General features: G+C 42.3%; 21 protein-coding genes. 10 read left to right on the plus strand and 11 right to left on the minus strand.

Annotated features, from left to right (window positions below; genetic code table 11):
- Positions 1-86 precede the first annotated feature (86 nt).
- Positions 87-3,842: a trifunctional transcriptional regulator/proline dehydrogenase/L-glutamate gamma-semialdehyde dehydrogenase gene (gene putA, locus G5T77_RS10105; protein ID WP_166136631.1), complete on the minus strand. Its 3,756-nt coding sequence runs from the start codon at positions 3,840-3,842 to the stop codon at positions 87-89.
- 118 nt (positions 3,843-3,960) lie between these two features.
- Between putA and G5T77_RS10110 the strand changes: the two genes are divergently transcribed.
- Positions 3,961-4,458, plus strand: a complete 498-nt coding sequence (locus tag G5T77_RS10110; protein ID WP_004786082.1) for an Lrp/AsnC ligand binding domain-containing protein — start codon at positions 3,961-3,963, stop codon at positions 4,456-4,458.
- Positions 4,459-4,512: 54 nt separating this feature from the next.
- On the opposite strand, the gene putP is transcribed toward G5T77_RS10110, so the two are convergent.
- The gene (gene putP / locus G5T77_RS10115) at positions 4,513-6,027 is read right to left on the minus strand and encodes a sodium/proline symporter PutP (RefSeq protein WP_166136634.1); all 1,515 of its coding nucleotides are present in this window, start codon (positions 6,025-6,027) and stop codon (positions 4,513-4,515) included.
- A 413-nt stretch (positions 6,028-6,440) separates the two neighbouring features.
- On the opposite strand from putP, the gene aspA reads away from it, so the two are divergent.
- The 5 genes from aspA to G5T77_RS10140 all read left to right on the plus strand — a co-directional run bounded on the left by aspA (position 6,441) and on the right by G5T77_RS10140 (position 14,168).
- On the plus strand, positions 6,441-7,889 hold the full coding sequence (gene aspA, locus G5T77_RS10120; protein WP_166136637.1) for an aspartate ammonia-lyase: 1,449 nt from the start codon (positions 6,441-6,443) through the stop codon (positions 7,887-7,889).
- A 124-nt stretch (positions 7,890-8,013) separates the two neighbouring features.
- Complete coding sequence (locus G5T77_RS10125; protein WP_166136640.1) at positions 8,014-8,373, plus strand: hypothetical protein; 360 nt, start codon at positions 8,014-8,016, stop codon at positions 8,371-8,373.
- Between the two features lie 124 nt (positions 8,374-8,497).
- A complete protein-coding gene (gene mfd / locus G5T77_RS10130) occupies positions 8,498-11,959 on the plus strand; it encodes a transcription-repair coupling factor (protein WP_166136643.1) in 3,462 nt (1,153 codons plus the stop codon).
- A gap of 226 nt (positions 11,960-12,185) precedes the next feature.
- Positions 12,186-12,620, plus strand: a complete 435-nt coding sequence (locus G5T77_RS10135; protein WP_004786072.1) for an HIT domain-containing protein — start codon at positions 12,186-12,188, stop codon at positions 12,618-12,620.
- 57 nt (positions 12,621-12,677) lie between these two features.
- The gene (locus G5T77_RS10140) at positions 12,678-14,168 is read left to right on the plus strand and encodes an adenylate/guanylate cyclase domain-containing protein (RefSeq protein WP_159122747.1); all 1,491 of its coding nucleotides are present in this window, start codon (positions 12,678-12,680) and stop codon (positions 14,166-14,168) included.
- Between the two features lie 73 nt (positions 14,169-14,241).
- Here the strand turns inward: G5T77_RS10140 and fdx are convergent, their stop codons facing one another.
- From fdx to G5T77_RS10180, 8 genes are all read right to left on the minus strand, one after another.
- Complete coding sequence (gene fdx / locus G5T77_RS10145) at positions 14,242-14,580, minus strand: ISC system 2Fe-2S type ferredoxin (RefSeq protein WP_034702567.1); 339 nt, start codon at positions 14,578-14,580, stop codon at positions 14,242-14,244.
- Positions 14,581-14,595: 15 nt separating this feature from the next.
- Positions 14,596-16,455: a Fe-S protein assembly chaperone HscA gene (gene hscA / locus G5T77_RS10150; RefSeq protein WP_166136646.1), complete on the minus strand. Its 1,860-nt coding sequence runs from the start codon at positions 16,453-16,455 to the stop codon at positions 14,596-14,598.
- A 39-nt stretch (positions 16,456-16,494) separates the two neighbouring features.
- Complete coding sequence (gene hscB / locus G5T77_RS10155; RefSeq protein WP_104426170.1) at positions 16,495-17,010, minus strand: Fe-S protein assembly co-chaperone HscB; 516 nt, start codon at positions 17,008-17,010, stop codon at positions 16,495-16,497.
- Positions 17,011-17,141: 131 nt separating this feature from the next.
- Positions 17,142-17,462, minus strand: a complete 321-nt coding sequence (gene iscA / locus G5T77_RS10160) for an iron-sulfur cluster assembly protein IscA (RefSeq protein WP_004786063.1) — start codon at positions 17,460-17,462, stop codon at positions 17,142-17,144.
- 36 nt (positions 17,463-17,498) lie between these two features.
- A complete protein-coding gene (gene iscU, locus G5T77_RS10165; protein WP_004786061.1) occupies positions 17,499-17,885 on the minus strand; it encodes a Fe-S cluster assembly scaffold IscU in 387 nt (128 codons plus the stop codon).
- Positions 17,886-17,989: 104 nt separating this feature from the next.
- Positions 17,990-19,207, minus strand: coding sequence for an IscS subfamily cysteine desulfurase (locus G5T77_RS10170; RefSeq protein WP_166136649.1), 1,218 nt, complete (start codon positions 19,205-19,207; stop codon positions 17,990-17,992).
- A 1-nt stretch (position 19,208) separates the two neighbouring features.
- A complete protein-coding gene (locus G5T77_RS10175; RefSeq protein ID WP_004786058.1) occupies positions 19,209-19,682 on the minus strand; it encodes an Rrf2 family transcriptional regulator in 474 nt (157 codons plus the stop codon).
- Positions 19,683-19,793: 111 nt separating this feature from the next.
- Positions 19,794-20,444: a hypothetical protein gene (locus tag G5T77_RS10180; protein WP_166136652.1), complete on the minus strand. Its 651-nt coding sequence runs from the start codon at positions 20,442-20,444 to the stop codon at positions 19,794-19,796.
- Positions 20,445-20,649: 205 nt separating this feature from the next.
- Between G5T77_RS10180 and G5T77_RS10185 the strand changes: the two genes are divergently transcribed.
- The 3 genes from G5T77_RS10185 to G5T77_RS10195 all read left to right on the plus strand — a co-directional run bounded on the left by G5T77_RS10185 (position 20,650) and on the right by G5T77_RS10195 (position 23,555).
- A complete protein-coding gene (locus tag G5T77_RS10185) occupies positions 20,650-21,129 on the plus strand; it encodes a phasin family protein (protein WP_166136655.1) in 480 nt (159 codons plus the stop codon).
- A 157-nt stretch (positions 21,130-21,286) separates the two neighbouring features.
- The gene (locus tag G5T77_RS10190) at positions 21,287-21,559 is read left to right on the plus strand and encodes an HU family DNA-binding protein (RefSeq protein ID WP_004786051.1); all 273 of its coding nucleotides are present in this window, start codon (positions 21,287-21,289) and stop codon (positions 21,557-21,559) included.
- Positions 21,560-21,689: 130 nt separating this feature from the next.
- Positions 21,690-23,555, plus strand: a complete 1,866-nt coding sequence (locus G5T77_RS10195; RefSeq protein WP_166136658.1) for a SurA N-terminal domain-containing protein — start codon at positions 21,690-21,692, stop codon at positions 23,553-23,555.
- Between the two features lie 112 nt (positions 23,556-23,667).
- Here G5T77_RS10195 and G5T77_RS10200 read toward each other — a convergent pair whose 3' ends face one another.
- Positions 23,668-24,540: a DUF2797 domain-containing protein gene (locus G5T77_RS10200; RefSeq protein ID WP_034702554.1), complete on the minus strand. Its 873-nt coding sequence runs from the start codon at positions 24,538-24,540 to the stop codon at positions 23,668-23,670.
- Positions 24,541-24,575: 35 nt separating this feature from the next.
- On the opposite strand from G5T77_RS10200, the gene G5T77_RS10205 reads away from it, so the two are divergent.
- Complete coding sequence (locus G5T77_RS10205; protein WP_166136661.1) at positions 24,576-25,046, plus strand: DUF6231 family protein; 471 nt, start codon at positions 24,576-24,578, stop codon at positions 25,044-25,046.
- Positions 25,047-25,131 lie beyond the last annotated feature (85 nt).

A 25,131-nucleotide genomic window follows, 5' to 3' on the forward strand; every position in this document is an offset into this window, starting at 1 on the left:
GCTGTTAAAAAAAGGCCAAATCTTCAAAGGGGAGAGATTTGGCCGTAAGAGGAAAGGAATTAAAATAATTTAAGTACTAAAGCTGTTTATAGGCCTGACATGGTCATGAGACTGGCATTGCCACCTGCAGCTGCGGTATTGATACTGATTGCACGTTCAATCACGAAACGCTCCACTGGAATATCATAATTTCCAGAGCTTAAATGCGTGATACCTACAATAGCTCCTTGTCGTCTTGCAATACGTTGCTGCAAATCCATCAATGCAGTGGTCTCGCCATGATGCAGTACAGCCTCAAAATCACCTGATTCAATATCTTTGATAACTTTAATAGCTTTCACCACACTCGCGGGCATGCTTTGCAGATACTTGAGTATAAAAGTATTGTCTGCCAGTACAGCCGGGCGGCTACCGACCGATAAAATTGCCAAGATTTGCTGAATCTGATCTACATCATTGTCTGCTAGAGAGAGCACACTCTCACGCGGCAGGATCATGTACTGGTTTTCCTCACCCGTTGGACCTTGCAGGCTAAAGCTATGTCTCGTTGCAATCTGAGCTGGGGCCTTCAACGAAACTCTTGGGAAAGTCTTGTTTACCCAAGCCTTAAAGTCCTGCATTACCGGATTTTCAAGGGAAACTTGGGCAGGCTGCATTGCATAAGGCTGAGCCAGCTTCTTCTCAGACACCTGATGCATTAAACGGTAGATATAAAGTGGACCACCGGCTTTCGGACCAGTCCCAGACAGGCCTTCTCCGCCAAAGGGCTGTACACCCACCACAGCACCGACAATATTGCGGTTGATATACAGGTTGCCGACGTGCGCTTTTGAAATCACGGTCTGCATGGTTTCATCGATCCTGGTATGTAGTCCCATGGTCAGGCCATAACCTTTGCTGTTGATCTGATCCAATAACTGTGACAGTTCACCAGCTTTATAGCTAATCAGATGCAACACTGGACCAAAAACTTCACGTTCTAGATCATTCAAATTCGGCAGTTCAATCAAGGTCGGTGGAATAAAAGTCCCTTGAGCCAGATCAGAAGCATCTTGATTAAACATCAGCTGATGAACTTGATGACCTTTACTGCGCATCTGATCAATATGTTTCTGGATATTCTGCTGGGCTTCGGCATCAATCACTGGACCAATATCGGTTTTGAGTAGAACCGGATTGCCGACACGTAGCTGTTGCATGGCTCCTTGTAGCATCTTACGCACAGTATCTAGATTGTCTTCCTGCACACAGAGTACACGCAGGGCAGAACAGCGTTGACCGGCACTATCAAAGGCTGAGTTAACTACATCCAGTACAACCTGTTCGGTAAGTGCTGATGAATCTACGATCATGGCATTTTGACCGCCAGTTTCGGCAATTAAAGTGACGCTTTCGCCAAACTGATTCAGTCGTTCTGCTACGGTCTTCTGTAGAATTTTTGCTACTTCAGTAGAACCGGTAAACATGATGCCTTGGATGCGTGAATCTTGGCTGAGTTGAGCTCCAATGGTTTCACCACGACCCGGCAATAGCTGAAGGACATCCTGCGGAATACCTGCTTCCCAGAGAATCTGCACGGCTTGAGCGGCAATCAATGGAGTCTGTTCAGCCGGTTTGGCGATGACAGTATTGCCAGCAACCAGTGCTGCAGAAATTTGACCGCTAAAAATCGCTAAAGGGAAGTTCCAAGGACTAATGCAGAGTACAGTTCCTAAAGGCTGAATATGGACATCATTAGACAGGTCCAGCATCTGGCCAGCATAGTAGCGTAGGAAGTCAATCGCTTCACGGACTTCCGCAATCGCATTTGCATAAGTTTTACCGGCTTCACGAGACAGTAGAACCATCAGTGGTAACAGACGTTCCTGCATCAGGTCAGCGGCTTTATTGAGACAGGCTGCACGTTCATCCTTTGGCAAGGTGCTCCAGAAACTTTGTGCATTTACTGCCTGTGTCAGGGCAATTTCTGCCTGTTCAGTTGTTGCCTCATATACGGTGCCCACAACATCCTGATGCTGAGCTGGATTGATAACCTGTATAGCATTGCTAGTATCTAGTTCTGAAAATGCAGTACCCATTGCAGCAGCCTGGAATTGGCTATTCGCCAAGTCAGTTGCAACTTCATTTAAGGCTTGCAGGTCTGCGTCATTGGCCAGATCCAAACCAGACGAATTTGATCGTAAAGTACCATATAAATCTTTTGGATAAGGGATTTGCGGATGTTTAGCACCTAAGGCATTTTCCTGTTGAGCTGCTTTTAAAATGGTTTGACGCGGATTCTCAATCAGGTCTTCGACTTTTAAATTCTTGTCGGCAATGCGATTGACGAAAGAGGTATTCGCGCCATTTTCCAGTAGTCGACGCACCAGATAGGCCAGTAGGGTTTCATGGTTGCCAACTGGGGCATAGATCCGGCATGGAACACCGAGTTTTCCAGCCGCTTTGTCACCCACCACATTTTCGTATAGTGGTTCACCCATGCCATGCAGACACTGGAATTCATATTGACCAGCATAATAACGTTCTGGATTAGCGAGCTGATAAATCGTGGCAACGGTCTGCGCATTATGTGTCGCAAATTGCGGGTAAATATAGTCCGGCTCTGCCAGTAGTTTACGTGCGCAGGCAATATAGGATAGGTCAGTATGTACTTTACGGGTAAACACCGGATAATCAGACATACCTTCGATCTGGGCTTTCTTGATCTCGCTATCCCAGTACGCACCTTTCACCAGACGAATCATCAGGCGTTTCTGGCTGCGTTTAGCCAGATCAATGATGTAATCCACGACATAGAAGCAGCGTTTCTGGTAGGCCTGAATCACAAAACCAATGCCTTTCCAGTTATTGAGTTCAGGTTCAAAACAAAGACGTTCTAAAAGCTCTAAGGAAATTTCCAGACGCTCAGTTTCTTCGGCATCAATATTCAGACCGATATTATAGTTTTTTGCCAGAACTGCCAGATTCAGAACTTTGCTATACAGTTCATCATTGACGCGGTCCATTTGCGAGCGCTGATAACGTGGATGCAGTGCAGACAGTTTGATGGAAATACCGGGACCGTTATAAACATCCTTATCTGTTGATGCCTTGCCGATAGCATGAATGGCGTCTTGATAGTCCTGATAATAACGCTCCGCATCTGGATCGGTCAGCGCTGCTTCACCAAGCATGTCATAAGAATATTGGAAACCTTTATCTTCTAGTCGTTCTGCATTTTTCAGGGCTTCATCAATGGTTTCGCCAGTGACAAACTGCTCACCCATCATGCGCATTGCGACGTCCACCGCTTTACGGATGATGCCACGGCCACTACGTGCTAAAAGACCGGTTAATAAACTCGACAAGCTTTTCTGCTGTGGTGTTTCCATCAGTTTGCCGGTCAGCATCAAACCCCAGGCTGCAGCATTCACGAACATCAGTTGGCTTTGGCCGAGATGTTCTTTCCAGTTGCCCTGATTGATCTTGTCGCGGATCAGCAGGTCACGGGTTGCTGTATCTGGAATACGTAGTAAGGCTTCTGCCAGACACATCAAGGCAATCCCTTCCTGAGAAGAGAGCGAAAATTCCTGAAGCAGTCCTTGTACGATACCGGCTTTACCGCCTGAGCCTTTACGCTCGCGCAGGGAATGTGCCAGATCAAACGCCAGGCGCTGAATTTTATCTGTCAGTTCTGAAGAAATTTCACTATGTTCCAGCAACGTTTCCACGCATTCGGATTCGGCGCGTCGCCATGCGGTATTGATGCGCTGTTCATATTGGTTTTTATCCTTAAATTCAGCAATGTAATTCGATTGCTTCACTGCATTCGAGTGCGAATTCGGGCGTAATGTGGTGGACATAGTGACTTCCTGTACTGCGTCAATCGGTTCTTTGAGTTGAATGAGTTTTAATCTATAATCCCAAAATAATTGACGAATATCTCACTATAGTTTGTATCATTTTTAGAGAATAATTCTAATGAATAGCCCTTATTTAAGCCTTGACCGAATAGATATTCGCATCCTTGATTTGCTGCAGTCTGAATCGAAAATTTCCAATATTAAACTGGCAGAAATGGTGAATTTATCACCGACTGCGGTGCTGGCTCGTGTGCAGAAACTGACCAAGGAAGGATTTATTCTCGGTTATGAAGCACGACTTAATCCAATCATGCTGAATAATGGTTTTGTGGTTTTTGTTGAAATTCTGCTGGATAAAACCACACCGAATGTGCTGGAAGAGTTTTCTGAGGCCGTGCAGCATATTCCAGATATTGTGGAATGTCATATGATTAGTGGTGGCTTTGATTTTGTAGTGAAAATTCGCTGTGCCAATATGGATGAATTCCGCAAAATCTCTGGTGATATTTTGTGGCAATTACCGGGGGTAAAGGAAACCCGTAGTTATCCGGTCATGGAAGTGATCAAGGAAACCCAGCAGATCAAGCTGAAAATGCCGGCTAAAGCCAAGGTATAAATTCAGACAAAACAAAAGGGACATAAAGTCCCTTTTTAATTTGAAATAGAAAGATTATTTATTCATTTCAGCCATTTCTTTCTGATATTCGGCTTTTGCCAGTTCAAAACGATTGACGACATCGTGGTTTGGCGCTTTATCCAATAGACTCACAATCACAATACTTAGCGCTGCCAGAATAAAACCTGGAATAATCTCATATAGACCGGTATCACCCATATAATTTTTCCAGGCAATTACAGTCACGGCGCCCATCACCATTCCGACAATCGCGCCGTTGAGGGTCATACGTTTCCAGAACAGTGAGAAAATGATCAAAGGACCAAAGGCAGCGCCAAAGCCAGCCCAGGCATAAGCCACCAGACCCAGAACTTTACTGTTTGGATTGATGGCCAATGAAATTGCAATCAAGGCAATCACAATCACCATGCCACGACCGACCCAGATCAGTTCTTTTTGCGAAGCATTTTTACGTAGGAAACCCTTATATAAATCTTCAGTCAGGGTAGTCGAGCAGACCAGTAACTGGCAGCTCAATGTACTCATAATCGCAGCCAGAATTGCCGCTAATATGATGCCTGCAATCCAAGGGTTAAACAGGATTTTGGTCAATTCCATAAACACGGTTTCAGGATTCTGGTTGACGATTGCAGCAGCAGGAAGGTCAGGATTTGCTGCAAAATAAGCAATCCCGATATAGCCCGCCGACATTGCACCCACCAGACACAGAATCATCCAGGTCATGCCGATCCGGCGTGCAGTAGGAATAGTTTTGACCGAATCTGCCGCCATAAAGCGCACCAGAATATGTGGCTGACCAAAATAGCCTAAGCCCCAAGCCAAGCTAGAAATAATCGCGACAAAACTTAGGCCTTCCAGCATATTGGATGCATGTGGACGGGCAGTTTCCAGTAGGGTGCCCACCTGTTGAGCGTTATCACCCAATGCCAGATAGGTAATGATGGGTGTAATAAGCAACGCAAAGATCATTAAGCCAGCCTGAAAGGTATCGGTCCAACTGATTGCCAGGAAGCCGCCAATACACACATACAGAATCGTGGCCACTGCACCGAGCCAAAGTGCTGTCGTGTAATCCCAGCCAAACAGGCTTTCGAACAGACGCGCACCTGCGACCATGCCGGAAGCACAGTAAATTGCAAAGAACACCAGAATCACAATGGCTGATAGTAAGCGTAAGATTCGTTTCTTATCCGCAAAACGGCTGGTGAAATAATCAGGCAGGGTCAGAGCATTGTTCTGAAATTCAGTATGGGCACGCAGACGGCCAGCTACCAGTAACCAGTTCAGCCAGGCGCCAATAATCAGGCCAATCGCAATCCAGACTTCTGACAGACCGGAAAAATAGATGGCTCCGGGTAAGCCCATCAGCAACCAGCCGCTCATATCGGAAGCACCTGCGGAAAGCGCAGTCACTACACTGCCCAGACTTCGCCCACCCAGAATATATTCATCAAAATTGGACGTCGCACGATAGGCGTATAAACCGATCCCAATCATGGCGACGATATAAAACATAAAAGTAATCAGTGTCGGGTTTAGCAAGCTCATAGGCAGAGTATCCTTAAATTTTGAACATCATCATCCGGGATGATTTTTGAACTGCATTCACAGGGCAGTGATTCAAACATGGTTTAAAAATTACACTCTGTAACAGTTGAGCAGCTTTTGTGTATATTTTATGTAAATTAAGAATTTTCTCATATAAATGAAGAATTAGTAGAGGGTTATAAAATACAAAGTTACACATGGTTTTGAAGAAAAATAAATAATTTTAATAAACAGTTAAATTCATTGAACTTTTGTATTTTAATTACACAATTTTACAAAAATAACAACAATCTCGAATTAGACATATTTTGTTTCAAATCCTGCTTAAATCACTTCTATTTGTTTTTAGGGCCTCTCTTCATAGTGAATGAATGCCATTCTGAATGGTGCATCATTGCTAAGAGTAATATGACATGGACAATATGTTGCAAATAGAATCAAGTCGAATTGAACAGGATTTATTGGGGAAAAAACAAATTCCCCAGCACAGCTATTATGGTATTCATACTTTGCGTGCGATTGAGAATTTTCAGATCTCAGGTCTGGCAGTAGGTCAGCAAGCACACTTTATTCGCGCATTGGCGCAAGTTAAAAAAGCAGCAGCACAAACGAATTTACATTTTCAGAAAATATCAGAACAACAAAGTATTGCTATTCAACAAGCCTGTGATGAATTGATTCATCAACCACAAGACTGGCAGGAAGCATTTCCGCTTGATCCTTATCAGGGGGGAGCCGGTACTTCTATCAATATGAATGCAAACGAGGTCATTGCAAATCGGGCACTAGAATTGCTCGGGCATCGTAAAGGCGATTACCATATCCTGCATCCAAATGATCATGTGAATACTTCACAATCAACCAATGATGTCTATCCCACGGCACTACGTCTAGCGACTTATACACGTCTGGATGAACTGCTTCATGTACAAAAATCGTTGATTGATACTTTATATAGCAAGGCATCAGAGTTTCAGTATGTGATCAAGATGGGGCGTACCCAGTTACAGGATGCGGTTCCAATGACCCTGGAACAGGAATTCCGTGCTTTTGCAACCTTATTAAAAGAAGACTTGAAGCTGATTGAGCAAATGCGTCAGTTATTGCTGGAAGTGAATCTGGGTGCGACCGCCATTGGAACCGGCGTGAATACTCCAGATGGTTATGCCAAACATGCAGTACACACTTTAGCGAAAATTACTGGCTTACCTTTAAAAGGCGCGGAAGATTATGTCGAAGCGACCAGTGATTGTGGCGTGTTTATTATTCTGTCCAGTAGTCTGAAACGTCTGGCTGTTAAGTTGTCCAAAATCTGTAATGACTTGCGTCTTTTAAGTTCTGGCCCGCGTACCGGTCTAGCGGAAATCCGTTTGCCAGAATTACAGGCGGGTTCTTCTATCATGCCAGCTAAGGTCAATCCGGTTATTCCAGAAGTAGTCAATCAGATTGCGTTTCGTGTGATTGGTAATGACCTGACTGTGACAATGGCAGCAGAAGCAGGGCAATTACAGCTCAATGTCATGGAGCCGGTCATTGCAGTATCTCTGAATGAATCCATCCAATTATTAACTCAAGGTATGCAGACCCTACAACAAAAATGTATTGCCGGGATTCAGGCCAATGAACAGAACTGTTTAAATGCAGTGATGCGCAGTATCGGGATTATCACCTTACTGGAACCACTTTTAGGTCATGCCACTTGTGATGAAATTGGCAAGCAATGTATTCGTGAAAATAAAACTGTACCCGAAGTGGTGCTGGAACTGGGTTTGTTAAGTGAAATTCAGCTGGATGAAATTTTTGCCTTTGAAAATCTGGTTTCAGAAGTCCCAATGATGAATCAATGGGAACAGGTATCCTGAAAGTTTAAGGATGAGTCCAATATAGACTCGTACTGATTTTAACCATTTGCCTCAAATCCCGTCTGTGGGTTTGGGGCATTTTCATCTAGACTATATCAATGACACAATGAATTGAGTGCATAGCATGTTTGATAAAATCAGTAACTTATTTAAATCAAATAAACCTGATCCGGCTCAGATTTTTCTGGAAGAGAATCATATCCAATATGTAGAAGGGATCGGCTATATTGTGGATGGGATTAATTTAAATGAGGAGCTGGGCGAGCGGCTGGAATATTTGTCTAACCGACGCATGAAAACTTTTGATGATTTAAAAGCGCTTTATTCGACTGCAATGATCATTAATGAAAAAATTGATCTGGAAATTGCCAATCAGCGTTTTAATGCAAGATTAGGAAATACTGAAGAAAACCTGCTGCAATTTAAAATGATTGTGAAAAAGTTAAATGACTATTATCGTAACTTTTTACGTGATAAAAAATAACTGAATCATAGGCTGATTTTATCCTGTGCAGTCAATCTGTAACGACTGCATAAAAATAACGAAATAGCACCAGATCATCGTGATAGTATAAGCTTCATGTTGTTTAGACTTTAAAGCTATATACATGTTCCAACAAGAAATTTCCCAACTTAATTTACCCAAGCTCAAGGCAGGCGAGAAACGCTGGTTAGGCAATCTGCAAGGCTCGTCTACTGCATTATTGCTGAAAGAAATTATCAAGCAGCAACGATCGCGTCTATTTGTTATTGTTGCGCGTAATAACCAGCATTTGGGTCAACTGGAAAGTGAACTGGAATTTTATGGGATTAAACCGACCATATTTCCAGACTGGGAAATTTTGCCTTATGACCGTCTGTCACCGCATCAGGATATCGTCTCTGAACGTCTGGCAATTTTATCTAATATGCCCCAAAGCGGCGTATTGTTGCTGGCAGCTTCTACATTGGCACAGCGTGTTGCACCTACTTCATGGGTGCTGGGTGAACACTTCGATATTCGAGTCGGGCAAAAGCTGGATATGGAACAGCAAAAGAAAAAACTGATTCAGGCTGGTTATCATCTGGTCGATACCGTTTATGACCATGGCGAATTTGCAGTTCGCGGTAGCATTATCGATATATATGCTTCAGGTCAAGATGCACCGATCCGGATTGACCTGTTCGATGATGAAATTGAAACCCTGAAATTTTTTGATCCGGAAACGCAACGTACTACGCAAACTCTAGAACAATTTACCGTATTACCTGCACAAGAATTTCCACTGAAGGAGGGTCGTGCTACTTTCCGTGACCGTTATGCAGAATTTTTCCCCACAGCTAATCCAAAGAAAAATCCAATTTATCAGGATGTAATGGATGGCATTGCTTCACCGGGAATTGAGTTCTACCTGCCTTTATTCTTTAGTCATGAAGCGATGCAAGGGCAAAGTACCTTAATTTCATACTTACCAAAGAATGGCATTGTCATTACAGATAAGGCGTTGGAGCAGAGTTTAGAACAGTTCTGGCAGGACGTAACTCGCCGTTATGAAGATCGCCGCCATAATATTGATCAGCCGATTCTGCCGCCTGAAGCACTGTTCTGTCCGACCAATCAGCTTTTAGAACAGCTAAATCAGTTTAGTCGCATCATTGCGGCACAAGAAGCTTTTGATGAGAAAGCCGGCGTGATTAATCTGGATACCCAGTTACCACCACGCTTGCCTGTTGATCCAAAACGTGAAAAGCCCTTTACCGAAGTCAAAAAATATATTGATGCGGCCGATCATCCGGTTTTACTGGTTGCTGAAAGTGCCGGTCGTCGTGAAACCTTAAAAGATGCGCTGCGCCCAAGTCTGGGCGATATTCCGACCGTAGAAAACTTTGATGCTTTTGTCGATTCTCTGCATGCGATTGCGATTACCAGTGCACCATTGGAACGTGGTCTGGTTCTGACAAATCGGATCAGTGTGATCTCGGAAAATCAGCTTTACGAACATCGTGTGGTCCAACGTCGTCGCAAGCGTCAGCAGGAAGTATCAGAAGAATTCCTGATCCGCAGTCTGACCGAGCTGAGCATTGGTGCGCCAGTGGTACACATTGATTATGGTGTAGGACGTTATGCAGGCTTAATTACTTTAAGTATTGATGATCAGGATCATGAATTTCTGCAACTGGACTATGCTGAAGGCGCCAAAGTCTATGTGCCGGTGACTAACCTGCATCTGATCAGCCGCTATAGTGGCGGTGATCCAGATCTAGCACCGTTACATAAACTGGGTACGGATGCCTGGAATAAAGCCAAACGTAAGGCTTTGGAACAGATTCATGATGTCGCAGCCGAGTTATTACATATTCAGGCACGTCGTTCATCTAAACCGGGGATCAGTTTTGAGGTTGATCAAAGTCTGTATATGCAGTTTGCCAGCGGCTTTGCCTATGAAGAAACACCAGATCAGGCTAATGCAATTGAAGCCACGCTATATGATATGCAACTGGCCAAACCAATGGATCGACTGGTCTGTGGTGACGTCGGCTTTGGTAAGACTGAAGTCGCCATGCGGGCAGCTTTTGTTGCAGTACAGAATAATCGCCAGGTTGCGGTATTAGTACCCACTACTTTGCTGGCACAGCAGCATTATGAATCTTTTAAAGACCGTTTTGCGGATTGGCCAGTACGCATTGAAGTGCTTTCCCGTTTCGGTTCTTCTAAAGCTCATACCAAAACGATTGAAGACCTAGCAGATGGCAAAGTCGATATTGTCATCGGCACCCATAAGCTTTTACAGGAAAATGTCCAGTTCCATAATCTGGGGCTGATGATTGTTGATGAAGAACATCGTTTCGGGGTGCGTGATAAAGAACGTATTAAGGCCTTGCGTGCCGATGTGGATATGCTGACTCTTACCGCAACACCAATTCCACGTACCTTGAATATGGCCTTTAGCGGAATGCGTGATCTGTCGATTATCGCGACGCCACCAGCACGCCGTCTGGCTGTAAAAACTTTTGTGCAGGAACATACCAGCGACACCATTCGGGAGGCGATTCTGCGTGAATTACTGCGTGGTGGTCAGGTCTATTTCCTGCATAATGAAGTTGATACCATTGACCGTGCTGCAGAAAATATCCGGAATCTGGTGCCGGAAGCACGTGTCATTGTGGCACATGGTCAGATGCGTGAGCGTGAACTGGAGCAGGTGATGCAGCAGTTCTATCACAAGGAATACAATGTTTTGGTGTGCTCGACTATTATCGAGACCGGGATTGATGTGCCGAATGCCAATACCATTATTATTGAGCGTGCAGACAAGCTCGGTCTTGCACAGTTACACCAGTTGCGTGGCCGGGTTGGGCGTTCGCATCACCAGGCCTATGCCTATCTGTTAGTGCCATCCTTAAAAGCCTTGAAAGGCGATGCAGAAAAACGGCTGGAAGCGATTCAGCGTGCCTCTACGCTGGGCGCAGGCTTTATGCTGGCCACTGAAGATCTGGAAATTCGCGGTGCAGGTGAACTTTTAGGCGAGCAGCAAAGTGGTTCGATGCAGGCGATCGGTTATAGCCTGTATATGGAAATGCTGGAAAAGGCGACTAAAGCGATTCAAAAAGGTAAAACGCCGAATTTTGATGCGCCATTGTCTTTAACTGCGGAAATCAACCTGCATATGCCAGCCTTGATTCCGGACGATTATCTGGGTGATGTACATCAGCGCTTGCTGTTCTATAAACGCATCAGTAATACCGATACTCAGGAAAAACTCGATAATATCCGTATGGAACTGATTGACCGTTTTGGCATTCCGCCGCAACCGGTGAAACAGTTATTTGCTGTGCATCAGCTACGTCTTAAAGCTGAGCAGCTGGGCATTACCAAAATTGACATTGGTGGGCAGGGTGGCCATATCGAGTTTGCGCCAGATACACCAGTTCAAGCCATGAGTATTATCCAGATGATGCAGAAACATCCGACCTATTTCAGGATGGAAGGCGGTCAGCGATTAAAAGTGATGGTGATGCTGGAAGATTATCAAAAAAGAATCCAGTTCATCAGTGATTTATTGGATAGCCTATTAAAAGAGCTAAATTAATAGTTTTAGATTTCATGGAATATGAATATTCACGCTATATTTCATTTTTATAAATATAGTGTGAATATCAGCTTGTTTTCATATGAAATTATTTAAGCTAATAGTTTGCCGTTTTGTCCTTCACAATTCATACAAAATTGCCCTAAAGCGCCCGCTTACAATACTCAGCCGCAATTGTATATGGTAGTATTAGCCATCATTCTAATTTTGCATCATTTATAAAGATATGTTTAGTTTGCATCCACAACTTGCTCAAGATACGTTTTTTGTAGGCGACTTTCCTTTATCAACATGTCGTTTGATGAATGATATGCAATTTCCGTGGTTGATTCTGGTTCCGCGTGTACCAGGCATTACCGAATTATATGAATTGAGCCAAGCTGACCAAGAGCAGTTTTTACGTGAATCAAGCTGGTTATCTAGCCAGTTAGCGCGTGTATTCCGTGCCGACAAAATGAATGTCGCAGCTTTGGGCAATATGGTGCCACAACTGCATTTTCATCATGTGGTTCGTTATCAAAACGATGTGGCATGGCCTAAGCCGGTATGGGGTACTCCAGCAGTTCCTTATAGCAGTGAAGTATTGGCACATATGCGTCAAACCTTGATGCTGGCTTTACGCGGTCAAGGGGATATGCCATTTGACTGGCGTATGGACTAAGCGTTGACATACATTTTATGGTCCATTCAGGATTCTGGACTTTAAGAGAGTAATTGAGTGCAATTAGACGACTGGATTCATCAGGAACCGAAACAGTTTGAATATTTCCATCGGATGATGGGATATATCATGCTGTCTCTGGTTCTGATCGTCTATCACTACACGGAACCGGACACCAATTACCAGATTTTTGTTCCGTTATTTCTGGCACTGGTTTTGGTGATCACACCGAAATTATCCCGGTGGATGATTTATAAATACGACTATAATTTAAAACGTAATTTCTTCTTTGTTCTAGATGTGATTATCGTATCGGTTGTACTTGCAGCTGTGCATCTGGATCTGGTGTTGTCTCTACTGGCAGTGGTCACATTGCTATATACCGCCATTAATAACAAGATTTCGTTCATGATGGTGTCACTGGCTGGCCTGATTGGCACCATGATCTTTTATCTGTCTACCATTGGCATTTTTGGGTTTACCAGCTATTTCAGTCCCACCAGTACGGAACTCACCGTACTAGGTTTCATCTGTTTGATTACTTATTTTGGTGTCGGAAATTTCTATCAAAGCGGTCGTATGCAATATATGACCCAAAAGAAAAATCATTATTTTGACCAGATGAACCGTTATATGGAATTTGCTAACCAGCTCAGCCGTTATGCGCCAGTGCAGTTATGGCAATCCATCATGAAAGGCGAGTCTGAAGCTAAGATCGAATACAAACGTAAAAAACTCACGATTTTCTTTTCGGATATTCAGGGATTTACAGAGCTTTCTGAAACTCTGATTCCGGATGATTTGGCTTTCCTGTTGAATGACTACTTAAGCCATATGACTGAAATCGCCAAGAAATATGAAGCAACGGTCGATAAGTTCATGGGGGATGCCATCCTGATCTTCTTTGGCGATCCGCACTCTGATGGTGTAGAGCAGGATGCTAAAAATTGTCTGGAAATGGCGATTTCAATGCGTCAGCAAATGAAATTACTACGCGAACGCTGGATTAAAATGGGTTATCCGCCATTACATATCCGTATGGGGATTTCGACCGGTTATTGTCACGTGGGGAACTATGGTGCCAATCACCGTATGGCCTATACCATTGTTGGTCGTGATGCTAATTTGGCTGCACGCTTACAAAGTGCTGCGGAAGTTGATGAAATCCTGATTTCTGAAGATACCCATAACCTGATCAAAAATGACTATCTATGTGCACCTAAAAAGCCAATTTTCCTGAAAGGGATTAAGGCACCGGTTCGCACTTGGCAAGTGATGGAAAAATATGCCTTCCAGAAAGTTGAATATCAGCGCTGGTTTGATTATGAATATAAAGGTTTCCATTTACTGCTAAATCTGGATGAAGTGCAAAACTATGATTATCCAGAGTTGCTGCATGTGCTAGAAAAAATGATTAAACGCATTCAAACCCAACAGCAACTGACCAACTCTCAAGGAATTGTGAAATTAAAACTTGAAGATGAAGTCATTGAACCTTTGTCTGCTGAAGAAGCATTTCGAGCAGCTGAACGATCAAAAGTCATCTAATTTTTATGATTTAAATAAATGATAAAGACCATAAAAAAACCACGCCTAAGCGTGGTTTTTTGATTTCAGAATCTTAGTGATTTTCTGAAGCATGATTAATGGTATATTTTGGAATTTCAACTTCCAGATCTTCATCCACAATCTTCACTTGGCAAGACAGACGGGAATCAGGCTCTAAACCCCAAGCACGATCGAGCAGATCAGCTTCGACATCATTCATTTCTTCAAGGCTGTCGAAACCGCGACGGACAATTACGTGGCAAGTAGTACATGCACATGACATATCACATGCATGTTCAATCTTGATTCCGTTTTTCAGCATGCTTTCACATAGATTGGCATCTTGTTCAACTTCAAACTCAGCGCCTTCAGGGCAAATTTGCGCATGTGGAAGAACTTTAATACGTGGCATAGTCTTTACCTTAAATTAGTTTGAGTTTGACCAATCGTCGAGTTTAGTGCCTTTAAGGGCAGCATCAATATGTTGATTCATGCGCAGAGCAGCAAATGCATCACTATGTATTTTAAGCTGTTCTACTGCAGATTCAATGGCTTTGATATCTGTACCTTGTAGCTCGGACTCAAGTCGTGCTTGCGCAGCAGTCAGTTCTGCCAATTGCTGTTCATTCATCAATTGAGCATCTACTTTCAATGCCTGAACCAGTGCTTCAAGTTCACGTTGTGCTTCCACCTTGGTTTCCTGCAAATGACGAAGATTCTTATCTTCTTCAGCAAACTGATAACCTTCTAACAGCAGACGTTCAGTATCTTCACTCGACAAGCCATAAGATGGTTTGATATCGATTTGTGCAGTCACACCTGAAGTCATTTCTTTAGCAGAAACGGTCAACAAGCCATCTGCATCCACTTGGAAAGTTACTTCAATACGTGCCTGACCTGCAGTCATTGGAGGAATACCATGCAGGACAAAACGGCCTAAGCTACGGCAATGTTCTACCAGATCACGTTCACCTTGTACCACATGAATCAGCATAGCGGTTTGGCCATCCTGATACGTCGTAAATTCTTGGCGACGTGCGACTGGGATCGCAGTATTGCGTGAAATCAGACGTTCAACCAGACCGCCCATGGTTTCCAGACCAAGAGAAAGTGGAGTCACATCTAATAATAATGATCCATCTTTGCTGTTACCAATGAGCTGATTCGCTGTAATTGAAGCACCAATCGCAACCACTTCATCCGGGTTAATGGTGCATAGAGGCTCTTGGTTAAACACATCACGTACTGCTTTTTGCACGGCGTACGAGCGGGTAGAACCACCTACAAGCACCACATTCTGAATATCATCAAGTTCCAGCTTGGCATCACGCATGACACGCTTACATACGCTGATGGTTTTATCCAAAGCAACTTTGATGATTTCTTCAAAAGTCGAACGATCTAAAGTCAGGCTTTGATCAAGCAGCTTTAATTCAACTGAGTCAGCATCAGATAATGCTTCTTTAGCTTTACGCGCAGCAGTAATGAAATGTGCATATTCAGCATCATCTAGGGTTTCGATATTAAGCTGTTTTTTAGCCCATTTCAGAATCAGACGATCCAGGTCATCACCACCCAGAGCAGTATGGCCCCCAGTCGCCAATACTTCGAACACACCTTGAGAGAAACGCAGAATTGAAACGTCAAAGGTACCGCCACCCAAGTCATAAATCACATAATTGCGATCTGTGCTCAAGTTGGTTTCCTGATCCAATCCATAAGCCACCGCAGCAGCTGTTGGTTCATTCAATAAACGCAGAACGTTTAAACCGGCCAGTTGCGCGGCATCACGTGTTGCCTGGCGTTGTGCTTCATCAAAGTATGCAGGAACCGTAATCACGGCACCATTAATCTCATTTTTTAAGCTGGCTTCAGCACGTTCTTTAAGCTGCTTTAAAATTTCCGCAGAAATCTCAACTGGCGTTTTACGTCCTTGCGCAGTTTCAAATGCCGGCATTTCATTCGCTTCGCCCACCAAGGCATAAGGATGCTGGAATTTAATATCTGCTTGGGAGCGACCCATAAAACGTTTTACGGATACAATCGTATTTTTAGGATCGGTGGTAATAAAAGGTTTGGCATCATCGCCATATTCAGTGCTTTGTGCTGCATAATGAACGATAGAAGGAAGTAACACACGACCTTGTTCATCTTTGAGTACTTTGGCTTGACCTGAAAGAACCGTGGCAACCAAAGAGTGGGTGGTGCCTAAATCGATACCAATCGCAATGCGGTGTTCATGTGGTGCACTTGATTGACCTGGTTCTGCAATCTGCAAGAGAGCCATAGTGTTACATCCTTTGCACGTTAAAATTAAATAGAAAAATTAAAATTCATCATCAAGATCAAAGCTGTCATCATCTAGGAAACGGTCTTCCGCTTTGTCGATGTCCGCCATGACTTTAACAAAGAAACGCAGTTTACGCACGGTATCGCGAGCTTCACTCCAGTCTTCATCTTCATAGTCGATTTTGAACTCACGAACCAGACCATCAATCCATTGCTGAACTTCAACTTTCAGAGAGGAAAGATCTTCAGCCGATGAGGCTTCATCTAATTGTTCGCGAATTTCCAGCGCATCCTGAAGAAATTCAAAATCGCTAATAGACTGATCCAGATGATAGTCTTGTTTTTTTAAAGACAGTAAATAAGCTGCACGGCTATCAACCGCTGACAAAGCCTTGAATGCCTGGTTGATCTCGCTTGATTTAATCAAAGCCTGATCTTTATCTTCAGCTTTATCGGGGTGATATTGTTGCTGCAACTTTAAAAACTCTGCTTTTAAAGTGGCTAAATCAATATCGAGTGCTACAGGAAGATTGAACAACTCAAAATGATTCATGGGAGATAGAGTCCGCGATTAATATGCAAAAATGATTAAGCTTGATGACAATTAAAATAACTGCCTAAATGCAATTAAAACAGTGTATTTCACACTGTTTTAATGCTGAAAAAAGAGAATTATTGCTGCAATCAGACAGTGAATGACTCACCACAACCACATTCGCCTTTTTTATTTGGATTGTTAAATTCGAAGCCTTCGTTCAAGCCGTTTTTTACGTAGTCCATTTCTAGACCTTCGAGATAAACCAGACTTTTTGGATCTACGAAAACTTTAACACCAAACTGTTCAAAGACCTGGTCATGAGTATCGACTTCGTCGACAAACTCAAGAACATAAGCAAGACCAGAACAGCCTGAAGTTTTCACACCAACACGAATGCCTTCACCCTTACCGCGACTTTTGAGGTAATTGCTGATATGAGTTGCTGCATTTTCAGTTAAGTGGATCATGAAAACTCCGTGAATCTTTCTTCAAAAAACGAATGATTAAGCTTTAGACTTCTTGTTGCGGTAGTCTTCAACAGCCGCTTTAATTGCATCTTCAGCCAGTACAGAGCAGTGTACTTTTACTGGTGGAAGAGCCAATTCATTTGCGATATCAATGTTTTTGATCGCTTGTGCTTGGTCTAAGGTTTTACCTTTTAACCATTCAGTCACTAATGAACTTGATGCAATTGCAGAACCGCAACCATAAGTTTTAAAACGTGCTTCTTCAATCACGCCTTCATCATTTACTTGGATCTGTAAACGCATTACGTCACCACAAGCAGGTGCACCGACCATACCAGTACCAACGTTTTCTGCATTTTTGTCTAAAACACCAACGTTACGTGGGTTTTCGTAATGATCAATTACTTTTTCGCTATAAGCCATGTTGCTTCTCCAAAACTCGGGGTCAGCCTTAATATAAATATGGGGATTAAAAATTTTTTATCAATGAGATAGCAGTGTAAATACAGCTATCTCAGAGTCAAAAATTAGTGCTCAGCCCATTCAACTGTAGAAAGGTCGATACCTTCTTTGTACATATCCCAAAGCGGAGAAAGTTCACGTAATTTCTCAACAGCAGCTTTAGTGATATTTAAAACGTGATCGATATCTTCTTCAGTGGTGTACTTACCAAAGCTGAAGCGGATCGAACTGTGTGCAAGCTCATCAGAAAGACCTAATGCACGAAGTACATAAGATGGTTCAAGTGTTGCAGATGTACATGCTGAACCTGAAGATACCGCTGCATCTTTCAGTGCCATCATCAATGATTCACCTTCAACAAAGTTGAAACTTACGTTTAAGTAGTTTGCAACGTTTTGAGTTGGGTGACCGTTCAAGAATACCTGTTCAAGACCTTGTAAGCCATTCCAAAGCTTGTCACGAAGTACACGTAAACGAGCTTGTTCAGACTGTAAATTTTTGCCTGCAAGTTCAAATGCTTCACCCATACCAACGATCTGGTGAGTTGCAAGAGTACCTGAACGCATACCACGTTCATGACCGCCACCATGCATTTGTGCTTTTAGACGTACACGTGGTGAACGACGTACGAACAGGGCACCAATACCTTTAGGACCATAGATTTTATGTGCAGAGAAGCTCATCAAATCGACTTTCAACTGAGAAAGATCGATTTCAACTTTACCCGCAGCCTGTGCAGCATCAACGTGGAAGAAAATCTTTTTCGCACGGGTGATTTCACCAATCGCAGCAACATCAGTTGTCGTACCGATTTCGTTGTTTACCATCATCAGGGAAACAAGAATGGTGTCTGGACGAATCGCTGCTTCAACCATTTCTGGAGTAATTAAGCCAGTTTTTGGTTGCGGCTCAAGATAAGTAATCTCAAAACCTTCAGACTCAAGCTCACGACATGTATCCAAAATTGCTTTATGTTCAATTTTAGAAGTAATGATGTGTTTGCCTTTAGATGCATAGAATTGAGCCACACCTTTTAATGCAAGGTTGTCAGATTCAGTTGCACCTGAAGTCCATACGATTTCACGCGGATCAGCTTTTACTAAATTCGCCACTTGTTCACGGGCGTATTCAACTTTTTCTTCCGCTTGCCAGCCATAAGCATGTGAACGAGATGCTGCATTACCGAAGGTGCCTTCGAAAGTTAAGCATTCCATCATACGTTCTGCAACTTGAGGATCTACCGGAGTTGTTGCTGCATAGTCAAGATAAATCGGACGTTTCATGTCAAATACCTGTAACCGATAAAAGGGCTGAATCAATGTTTGCTGAATTTTGGCGTAATGACACGGTTTGAACGTTGTCACGGGCTACAAGGTCAGCAAGGGTGATTTTTGCGAGATAATCGGCAATGTGGTGGGAGAGTTCTTGCCATAAATCATGAGTCAAGCACATCGCGCCATTTTGGCAGTTGCCTTTATGGTCACAGCGAGTCGCATCGACTGTTTCGTTTACAGCTTCAATAATTGCTAACACAGTAATTTCATCTGCGCTGCGTGCTAAATGGTATCCACCATTGGCGCCGCGAACACTCGAAACTAGACCATGACGTTTTAGTTTCGCAAATAACTGCTCGAGATAGGCAACAGAAATAGTTTGACGTGCTGCAATTTCAGCAAGCGTGATCGTTTGTTCAGATGGCTGCAAAGCTAAATCAAGTAGAGCAGTCACTGCGTAGCGACCGCGAGTGGTTAGGCGCATGATTCGATACACATGGTTAGACTAGATGTGTAGATTTTATGAATCCCGACTAAATTAGTCAAGTTATTTTTGTGAATGGTGAGCGTATTTAATTTTCTGAAAATGAAAGAATTACGCGCTGATCCAATTATACACTAATAACGCAATCAAAAGTACTGTGATTATACTAAAGGCCATATTGATCCGCTTTTGTCGGCGTTCCATACGTTTAATGCGGTTGCGATACTGTTTAACTTCAACTTGCAGGCTATTAATTTTAGAACGCTGATCTTCAATTTTCTTTAATAAAGGCGCAATGCGTTTTCTTGATGAAACAATATCAGTCTCATCTGCCGGAGGCTCAGATAACCAGTGCTTCCAGTCAGACAATACTTTAGGTAAGGCAAATAAAGTCAGTAAATCACGGAACTCGTCTTTTAAAACCTGATTGCCATCAATACGCATCGCACGAATGCTTCTGCGATTGCCAAAGATAAAGATCTTAATCAGATCCATTAAAGTAGTGCGAACATCCAGATCAATAACTCTGCCTGGTGCTTTATAGTCAAATAACAGCCCGTCTTTGGTAAACTGAACATAGAAATCAAAATATGGAATATAACTATTGATTTTTATTGTAATATTCTCATCTACAAACTTCTTCGCCTGAAGAGCAACAACACGGTCATGTTTGAGAATGAACGTGAATATTGTTTCTAAAACGATTAAAGTCATCGTAAGCAACAAATGTGGTTGATTTTGACTTTGTTGCGATTCACTCATATATAAAACCAATCCTTACCTGAAAATTAAAATGAAAAAGCATCCTGCTGAGTAAAAGATTTCAGGGTTAAATCAAATTAGACTTGAAATAAAGTGCTTTGTAGAACAGTTTAGCAAATCTATCAAGCCCTTAATTTGCTATTATGCGGTGATTTTGTAGATAATTTTATGATATTTGCATAGAAAATAAGCAGGAGTCGTGTACATGGATAAAACAAAAACGACACAAGATACAGATCAGGAATTGATTGAAAAACCAGTGAAGAGTAAGTCAAAGTCTGCTTCAGAGCGACGTTCAATGCTGGACTTTCGTAAATATACCAAGCAGATCTGGTTGGCTGGCCTTGGGGCATTTTCCCGGGCAGAGGAAGAAGGCAACAAACTGTTTGACTCGCTGGTCAAGGTCGGAGAAGAGCTGGAATCCAAAACAGCCGATATTGCAGATCAAACTGTGGAAAAAGTCTCCGAAAAAGCACGCGAATCTGTGACAGATACCAAAGATAAGGTTGAAAAACTGATCGACAACTCTGTTCATCATTCCTTGAATCGTATAGGATTAGTCACACTGAAGGATGTACAACATCTGGAGCGTTTAATTCTTCAGTTGCATGCCAAGGTTGATGAATTGACCTTGCAGCAAGAAAAAATACAGAAAGAATTATCGGAAAAAATACACACAAAATGATTTTCTTCATAATTCAATGTTTTTTTCGCATATATTTTGAAAAAAAAGAGGTTTATAAGTATTGCGTTTATACCTAAAGCATTGCTATAAAGGCGTTATGGTAGTTTAAACAAATTCTTGGACCTTAAATAAACGATATTAAGAGGACGTAGTTTTCATGAATAAATCAGAATTAATTGATGCAATTGCAGAGAAAGGGGGATTATCTAAGGCTGACGCAGGTAAAGCTTTAGATGCTACAATTGCTTCTGTTACTGAAGCTTTAAAAGCGGGTGATACAGTAACTCTAGTTGGTTTCGGTACTTTCGGCGTTAAAGAGCGTGCTGCACGTACTGGCCGTAATCCACAAACTGGTGCTACTCTTGAAATTAAAGCAAGCAAAGTACCTAGCTTCAAAGCAGGTAAAGGCTTAAAAGACGCTGTTGCTTAAGCTGCTTCAATCCTAAAACGCGCCTTCTTTGGCGCGTTTTTTATTGATAGATTTAATTGTTTTGATTAACACATTCATTCAATGGGTTTTTTCGGTTAAAATCCTCTGCAAATAAAATATTGGAATACTTATGGAATCTTTTCGTAAAGTTATTAAGGGTTGGTTGGGCAAGGTCTTGCTCGTTCTGTTTTTAACCCCTTTAGCGCTTGTAGGTATTGAAGGATATTTTAGCGGCGGGAATTCTGATGCAGCAAAATCAGTCAATGGAACTGATATCTCTAAACAAGAATTAGAGTCACTGACAAAATCATTCAAACAACAATACTTAAGTTATGCCAATGGTGATGAAACCTTATTAAATCAAAGCTTCATCGATCAAAAAGCGATGGATACCCTGGTTGCGCGTACCTTGCTTTTGCAACAGGCTGAAAAACTGGGGATTAGCCTGAGTGACCAGCAAATTGCACAAATGATTTCTCAGCAGCCTTCTTTCCAGGAGAATGGCAAATTTTCTAATGCTTTATATGAAAATTACCTGAAATCAATCGGCATGACTAACAATGCTTTAGTAGAAAGTTTACGTAAAGACCATGCACTGAAAATGCTGTCTTCTACTTTTATGGATTATCCATTGGTCAGTCCGGTTGAAATGCAGCAAATTGCAGATCTGCAAACTGAACAGCGTCATATTCATATCGCTAGCGTGAATCTGGACAGCTATAAAAAAGCAGTAAAAGTATCAGAAGCTGATATTGCTGCATATTATGAAAAGCACAAATCCCAGTTCAAGCAACCGACTAGCGTTGATGTGGATTATGTGGTGATCAAGCCGAGCAATATTGATACTGCCAATGTAGCGGTCACTGATGCAGAATTGCAGGAAGCTTATAATAAATTTGTGGCTGACCAGAAGCAGAATGTGAAACCAGAGGTTAAACATATTCTGGTGACTGCAGATAGCCGTAGCGATGCTGAAGCCAAAAAACTGGCAAGCGAAATTGCAGCTAAAATCAAAGCTGGTAGTATTTTTGCACAAGCAGCAGCTCAATATTCTGAGGATCCTGAATCTAAGTCTAAAGGCGGTGCTATTGCTGTCTATGAAAAAGGCGTGTTCGGTACTACCTTTGATCAGACTGTTGCATCCTTAAAATCTGGTCAAGTTTCAGCGCCTGTTAAAACAGATTATGGCTACCATATTATTTCAGTCCAATTGCCTGATGTAGCAGTTCCATCTTTTGAATCTCAAAAAGCACGTTTATCTGAAGAAGTATTGGCAGCGAAAAAATCTAATGCATTCTCTGATACGGTAAACAGTCTGAATGACATGGTCGTAAGTGCGGACTCGCTAGATGTTGTTGCTCAGGAAGTGAAGGGTGTTCAGGTTCAGAAAGCAAATAGTGTGACCCTTGCGACACGTGATCCATTGCTAAGTGATGCGGCTGTCAAAGTTAAACTGTTTAATGATGACGTGAAAAATGGCGACCGTAATGCATCTTCAAGCATTCAGTTAGCCAATGGTGATGTGGCTTGGGTAAAAGTTCGCAATTATCATGCAGCGGGTGAGCAGACACTGGCAGAAGCTAAACCAGCAGTAAAAGCTAAACTGATTCAAGATAAGGCATTTGCTGCGGCTAAAGCTGAAGTTCAAACTGCATTGAATGAGTTTAAAACCAAGCCTGCAGCATCAGTTACGAAAGGTAAACTGGTATTTGAAGATGCAGGCATTTATACACGCGCAGAAGGTCTGCTTAAGCGTGATGTACAACGTGCAGCATTTAGCGTACCAGCGCCTAAAGCAGGTCACTGGTCAGTAACGACAGCAAATATGCCAAATGAATTGGTGGTTGTGGCAGTTTCTGAAGTGAAGAAAAATCCGATCGATGTTTTAAGTGCAGAGCAACGTAGTGAGCTGGTGAAATTGTATCAACAGCTTCGTGGTCAACAAGAATTTGATGATTATACGCGTTACTTAAAATCTCACGCAAAAATCAAATAAGATTCGCTTTTAAAAAAACCAGCCTACGGGCTGGTTTTTTTATTTTCTTAAGTAAGAAATAATATCCAAAATAAGAAGAGAGCATATAACTCTCTTCTGAAATCCGGTCATTTTATTCCGCTCTAAAAATTAGCTCATAACCTGTATATTTACGGATATTAATCACACCAGTATCCAGAATCAGATATTGGCCTTTAATCCCTTGTAGTTTGCCTCGGATCACTGGAGTTTTATCTAAATTGTGAGATTTGATTTTTTCTGGATATTGCTCTATCGGATAGATGAACTCACGTGGTAATTCCTTATCCAAAACTTCAATATTCTCATTAAACTGCAAATTCTGATTAAACTCTTCACGGATAGTTTGGATTTTCGGTGCAAATTCTTCAATCAGCTGATCGCGAACCTCAATCAGATTTAAAGGTTCCGCTTCGCCTTTGAGTAATTTACGCCAGTCGGTTTTATCTGCGACCTGAGTACCAAACATCACTTCCAGTTTACCGGAAAGACGGCGAGAACCCACTTTCATGATAGGAAGGGCTTGAGTTGCACCCTGATCCAGCCAACGAGTCGGCATTTGATTAATACGAGTGATTCCGACTTTCAATGCACTAGAATTGGCCAGATAAACAATATGTGGCTGGAAGCAGACATTCTGTGCAAACTCATCTTCCCGGCAAGTACCTAAATGATAATGGCAGGTTTCTGGTTTCATGATGCACATATCACATGACGCTTTAGTTTTAAAACATTTAAAACAGTGGCCTTGTGAGAATGATTTAGAAGTTTTTTTGCCGCAAGAAACACAATAGATATTTCCTGTCCATTCAATCTCGATTTCCTGACCTAACTGGAATGGAAGGTTAATTTCTGATCCATCTAATATTAATTTGTATTCAACATTTGCCCGCTGGGTATTTTGATCAGTTACACTAAGCTCTGTAAGACCGACGTGCATTTTATGGCAAATGCCCTGAAGTTCCATAAAAAATTACTCACTTAAATCATAAGGATGCAGTCATGGCTGAACAGAATGTCATCACTTCAATGCTAGACGATTTCGCTAAGGAACAGCCAATTCATACTGCTATTTGTATCGGGCAGGATTTAACCCAATCTCAATTTCAGCAATCTATTCAATGGCACTATTTTAACGTATCTGAGGTTTTAAATCTGCCTTTTCAACAGCGTTATGACCTGGCAGTAGTGATGCTAGATACTCTTGAAACCTTAGCATTGTCAGAACAGCAGAAGAGTCAAATTCTGGTTAAAATGCGTGATTTATTTGCAAAACGTCTGGTGGTGGTGAGTCGCTTGCAGGATGAGAAACTGCTCAGGTCTCTAGGTCTGACCCAGCTGATTGACAAGACGGTTCATGGGGCAGATTTTGCACTCTGGCAATTCAATATTTTGACTTATAAACATGTGCCGGATTGGTTTAACTCTAAATTCTGGGCTAACCCTGAAAACTGGGATAAATATCGCTGGTAAAACTGGAGGGCTGATAAGGTCTTATATCAGTATTGCAAATATTAACAAAATCCTGCATGGAAAATAGGAGCAAAGACTCTATTCT

Origin of the sequence: Acinetobacter sp. GFQ9D191M, from assembly GCF_011174875.1 — a bacterium.
Lineage (GTDB): Bacteria > Pseudomonadota > Gammaproteobacteria > Pseudomonadales > Moraxellaceae > Acinetobacter.

Coding starts and splice junctions, on each gene's coding strand:
- putA (WP_166136631.1), bottom strand. CDS start 3,842: ATGTCCACCACATTACGCCCGAATTCGCACTCGAATGCAGTGAAGCAA.
- G5T77_RS10110 (WP_004786082.1), top strand. CDS start 3,961: ATGAATAGCCCTTATTTAAGCCTTGACCGAATAGATATTCGCATCCTT.
- putP (WP_166136634.1), bottom strand. CDS start 6,027: ATGAGCTTGCTAAACCCGACACTGATTACTTTTATGTTTTATATCGTC.
- aspA (WP_166136637.1), top strand. CDS start 6,441: ATGGACAATATGTTGCAAATAGAATCAAGTCGAATTGAACAGGATTTA.
- G5T77_RS10125 (WP_166136640.1), top strand. CDS start 8,014: ATGTTTGATAAAATCAGTAACTTATTTAAATCAAATAAACCTGATCCG.
- mfd (WP_166136643.1), top strand. CDS start 8,498: ATGTTCCAACAAGAAATTTCCCAACTTAATTTACCCAAGCTCAAGGCA.
- G5T77_RS10135 (WP_004786072.1), top strand. CDS start 12,186: ATGTTTAGTTTGCATCCACAACTTGCTCAAGATACGTTTTTTGTAGGC.
- fdx (WP_034702567.1), bottom strand. CDS start 14,580: ATGCCACGTATTAAAGTTCTTCCACATGCGCAAATTTGCCCTGAAGGC.
- hscA (WP_166136646.1), bottom strand. CDS start 16,455: ATGGCTCTCTTGCAGATTGCAGAACCAGGTCAATCAAGTGCACCACAT.
- hscB (WP_104426170.1), bottom strand. CDS start 17,010: ATGAATCATTTTGAGTTGTTCAATCTTCCTGTAGCACTCGATATTGAT.
- iscA (WP_004786063.1), bottom strand. CDS start 17,462: ATGATCCACTTAACTGAAAATGCAGCAACTCATATCAGCAATTACCTC.
- iscU (WP_004786061.1), bottom strand. CDS start 17,885: ATGGCTTATAGCGAAAAAGTAATTGATCATTACGAAAACCCACGTAAC.
- G5T77_RS10170 (WP_166136649.1), bottom strand. CDS start 19,207: ATGAAACGTCCGATTTATCTTGACTATGCAGCAACAACTCCGGTAGAT.
- G5T77_RS10175 (WP_004786058.1), bottom strand. CDS start 19,682: ATGCGCCTAACCACTCGCGGTCGCTACGCAGTGACTGCTCTACTTGAT.
- G5T77_RS10180 (WP_166136652.1), bottom strand. CDS start 20,444: ATGAGTGAATCGCAACAAAGTCAAAATCAACCACATTTGTTGCTTACG.
- G5T77_RS10185 (WP_166136655.1), top strand. CDS start 20,650: ATGGATAAAACAAAAACGACACAAGATACAGATCAGGAATTGATTGAA.
- G5T77_RS10190 (WP_004786051.1), top strand. CDS start 21,287: ATGAATAAATCAGAATTAATTGATGCAATTGCAGAGAAAGGGGGATTA.
- G5T77_RS10195 (WP_166136658.1), top strand. CDS start 21,690: ATGGAATCTTTTCGTAAAGTTATTAAGGGTTGGTTGGGCAAGGTCTTG.
- G5T77_RS10200 (WP_034702554.1), bottom strand. CDS start 24,540: ATGGAACTTCAGGGCATTTGCCATAAAATGCACGTCGGTCTTACAGAG.
- G5T77_RS10205 (WP_166136661.1), top strand. CDS start 24,576: ATGGCTGAACAGAATGTCATCACTTCAATGCTAGACGATTTCGCTAAG.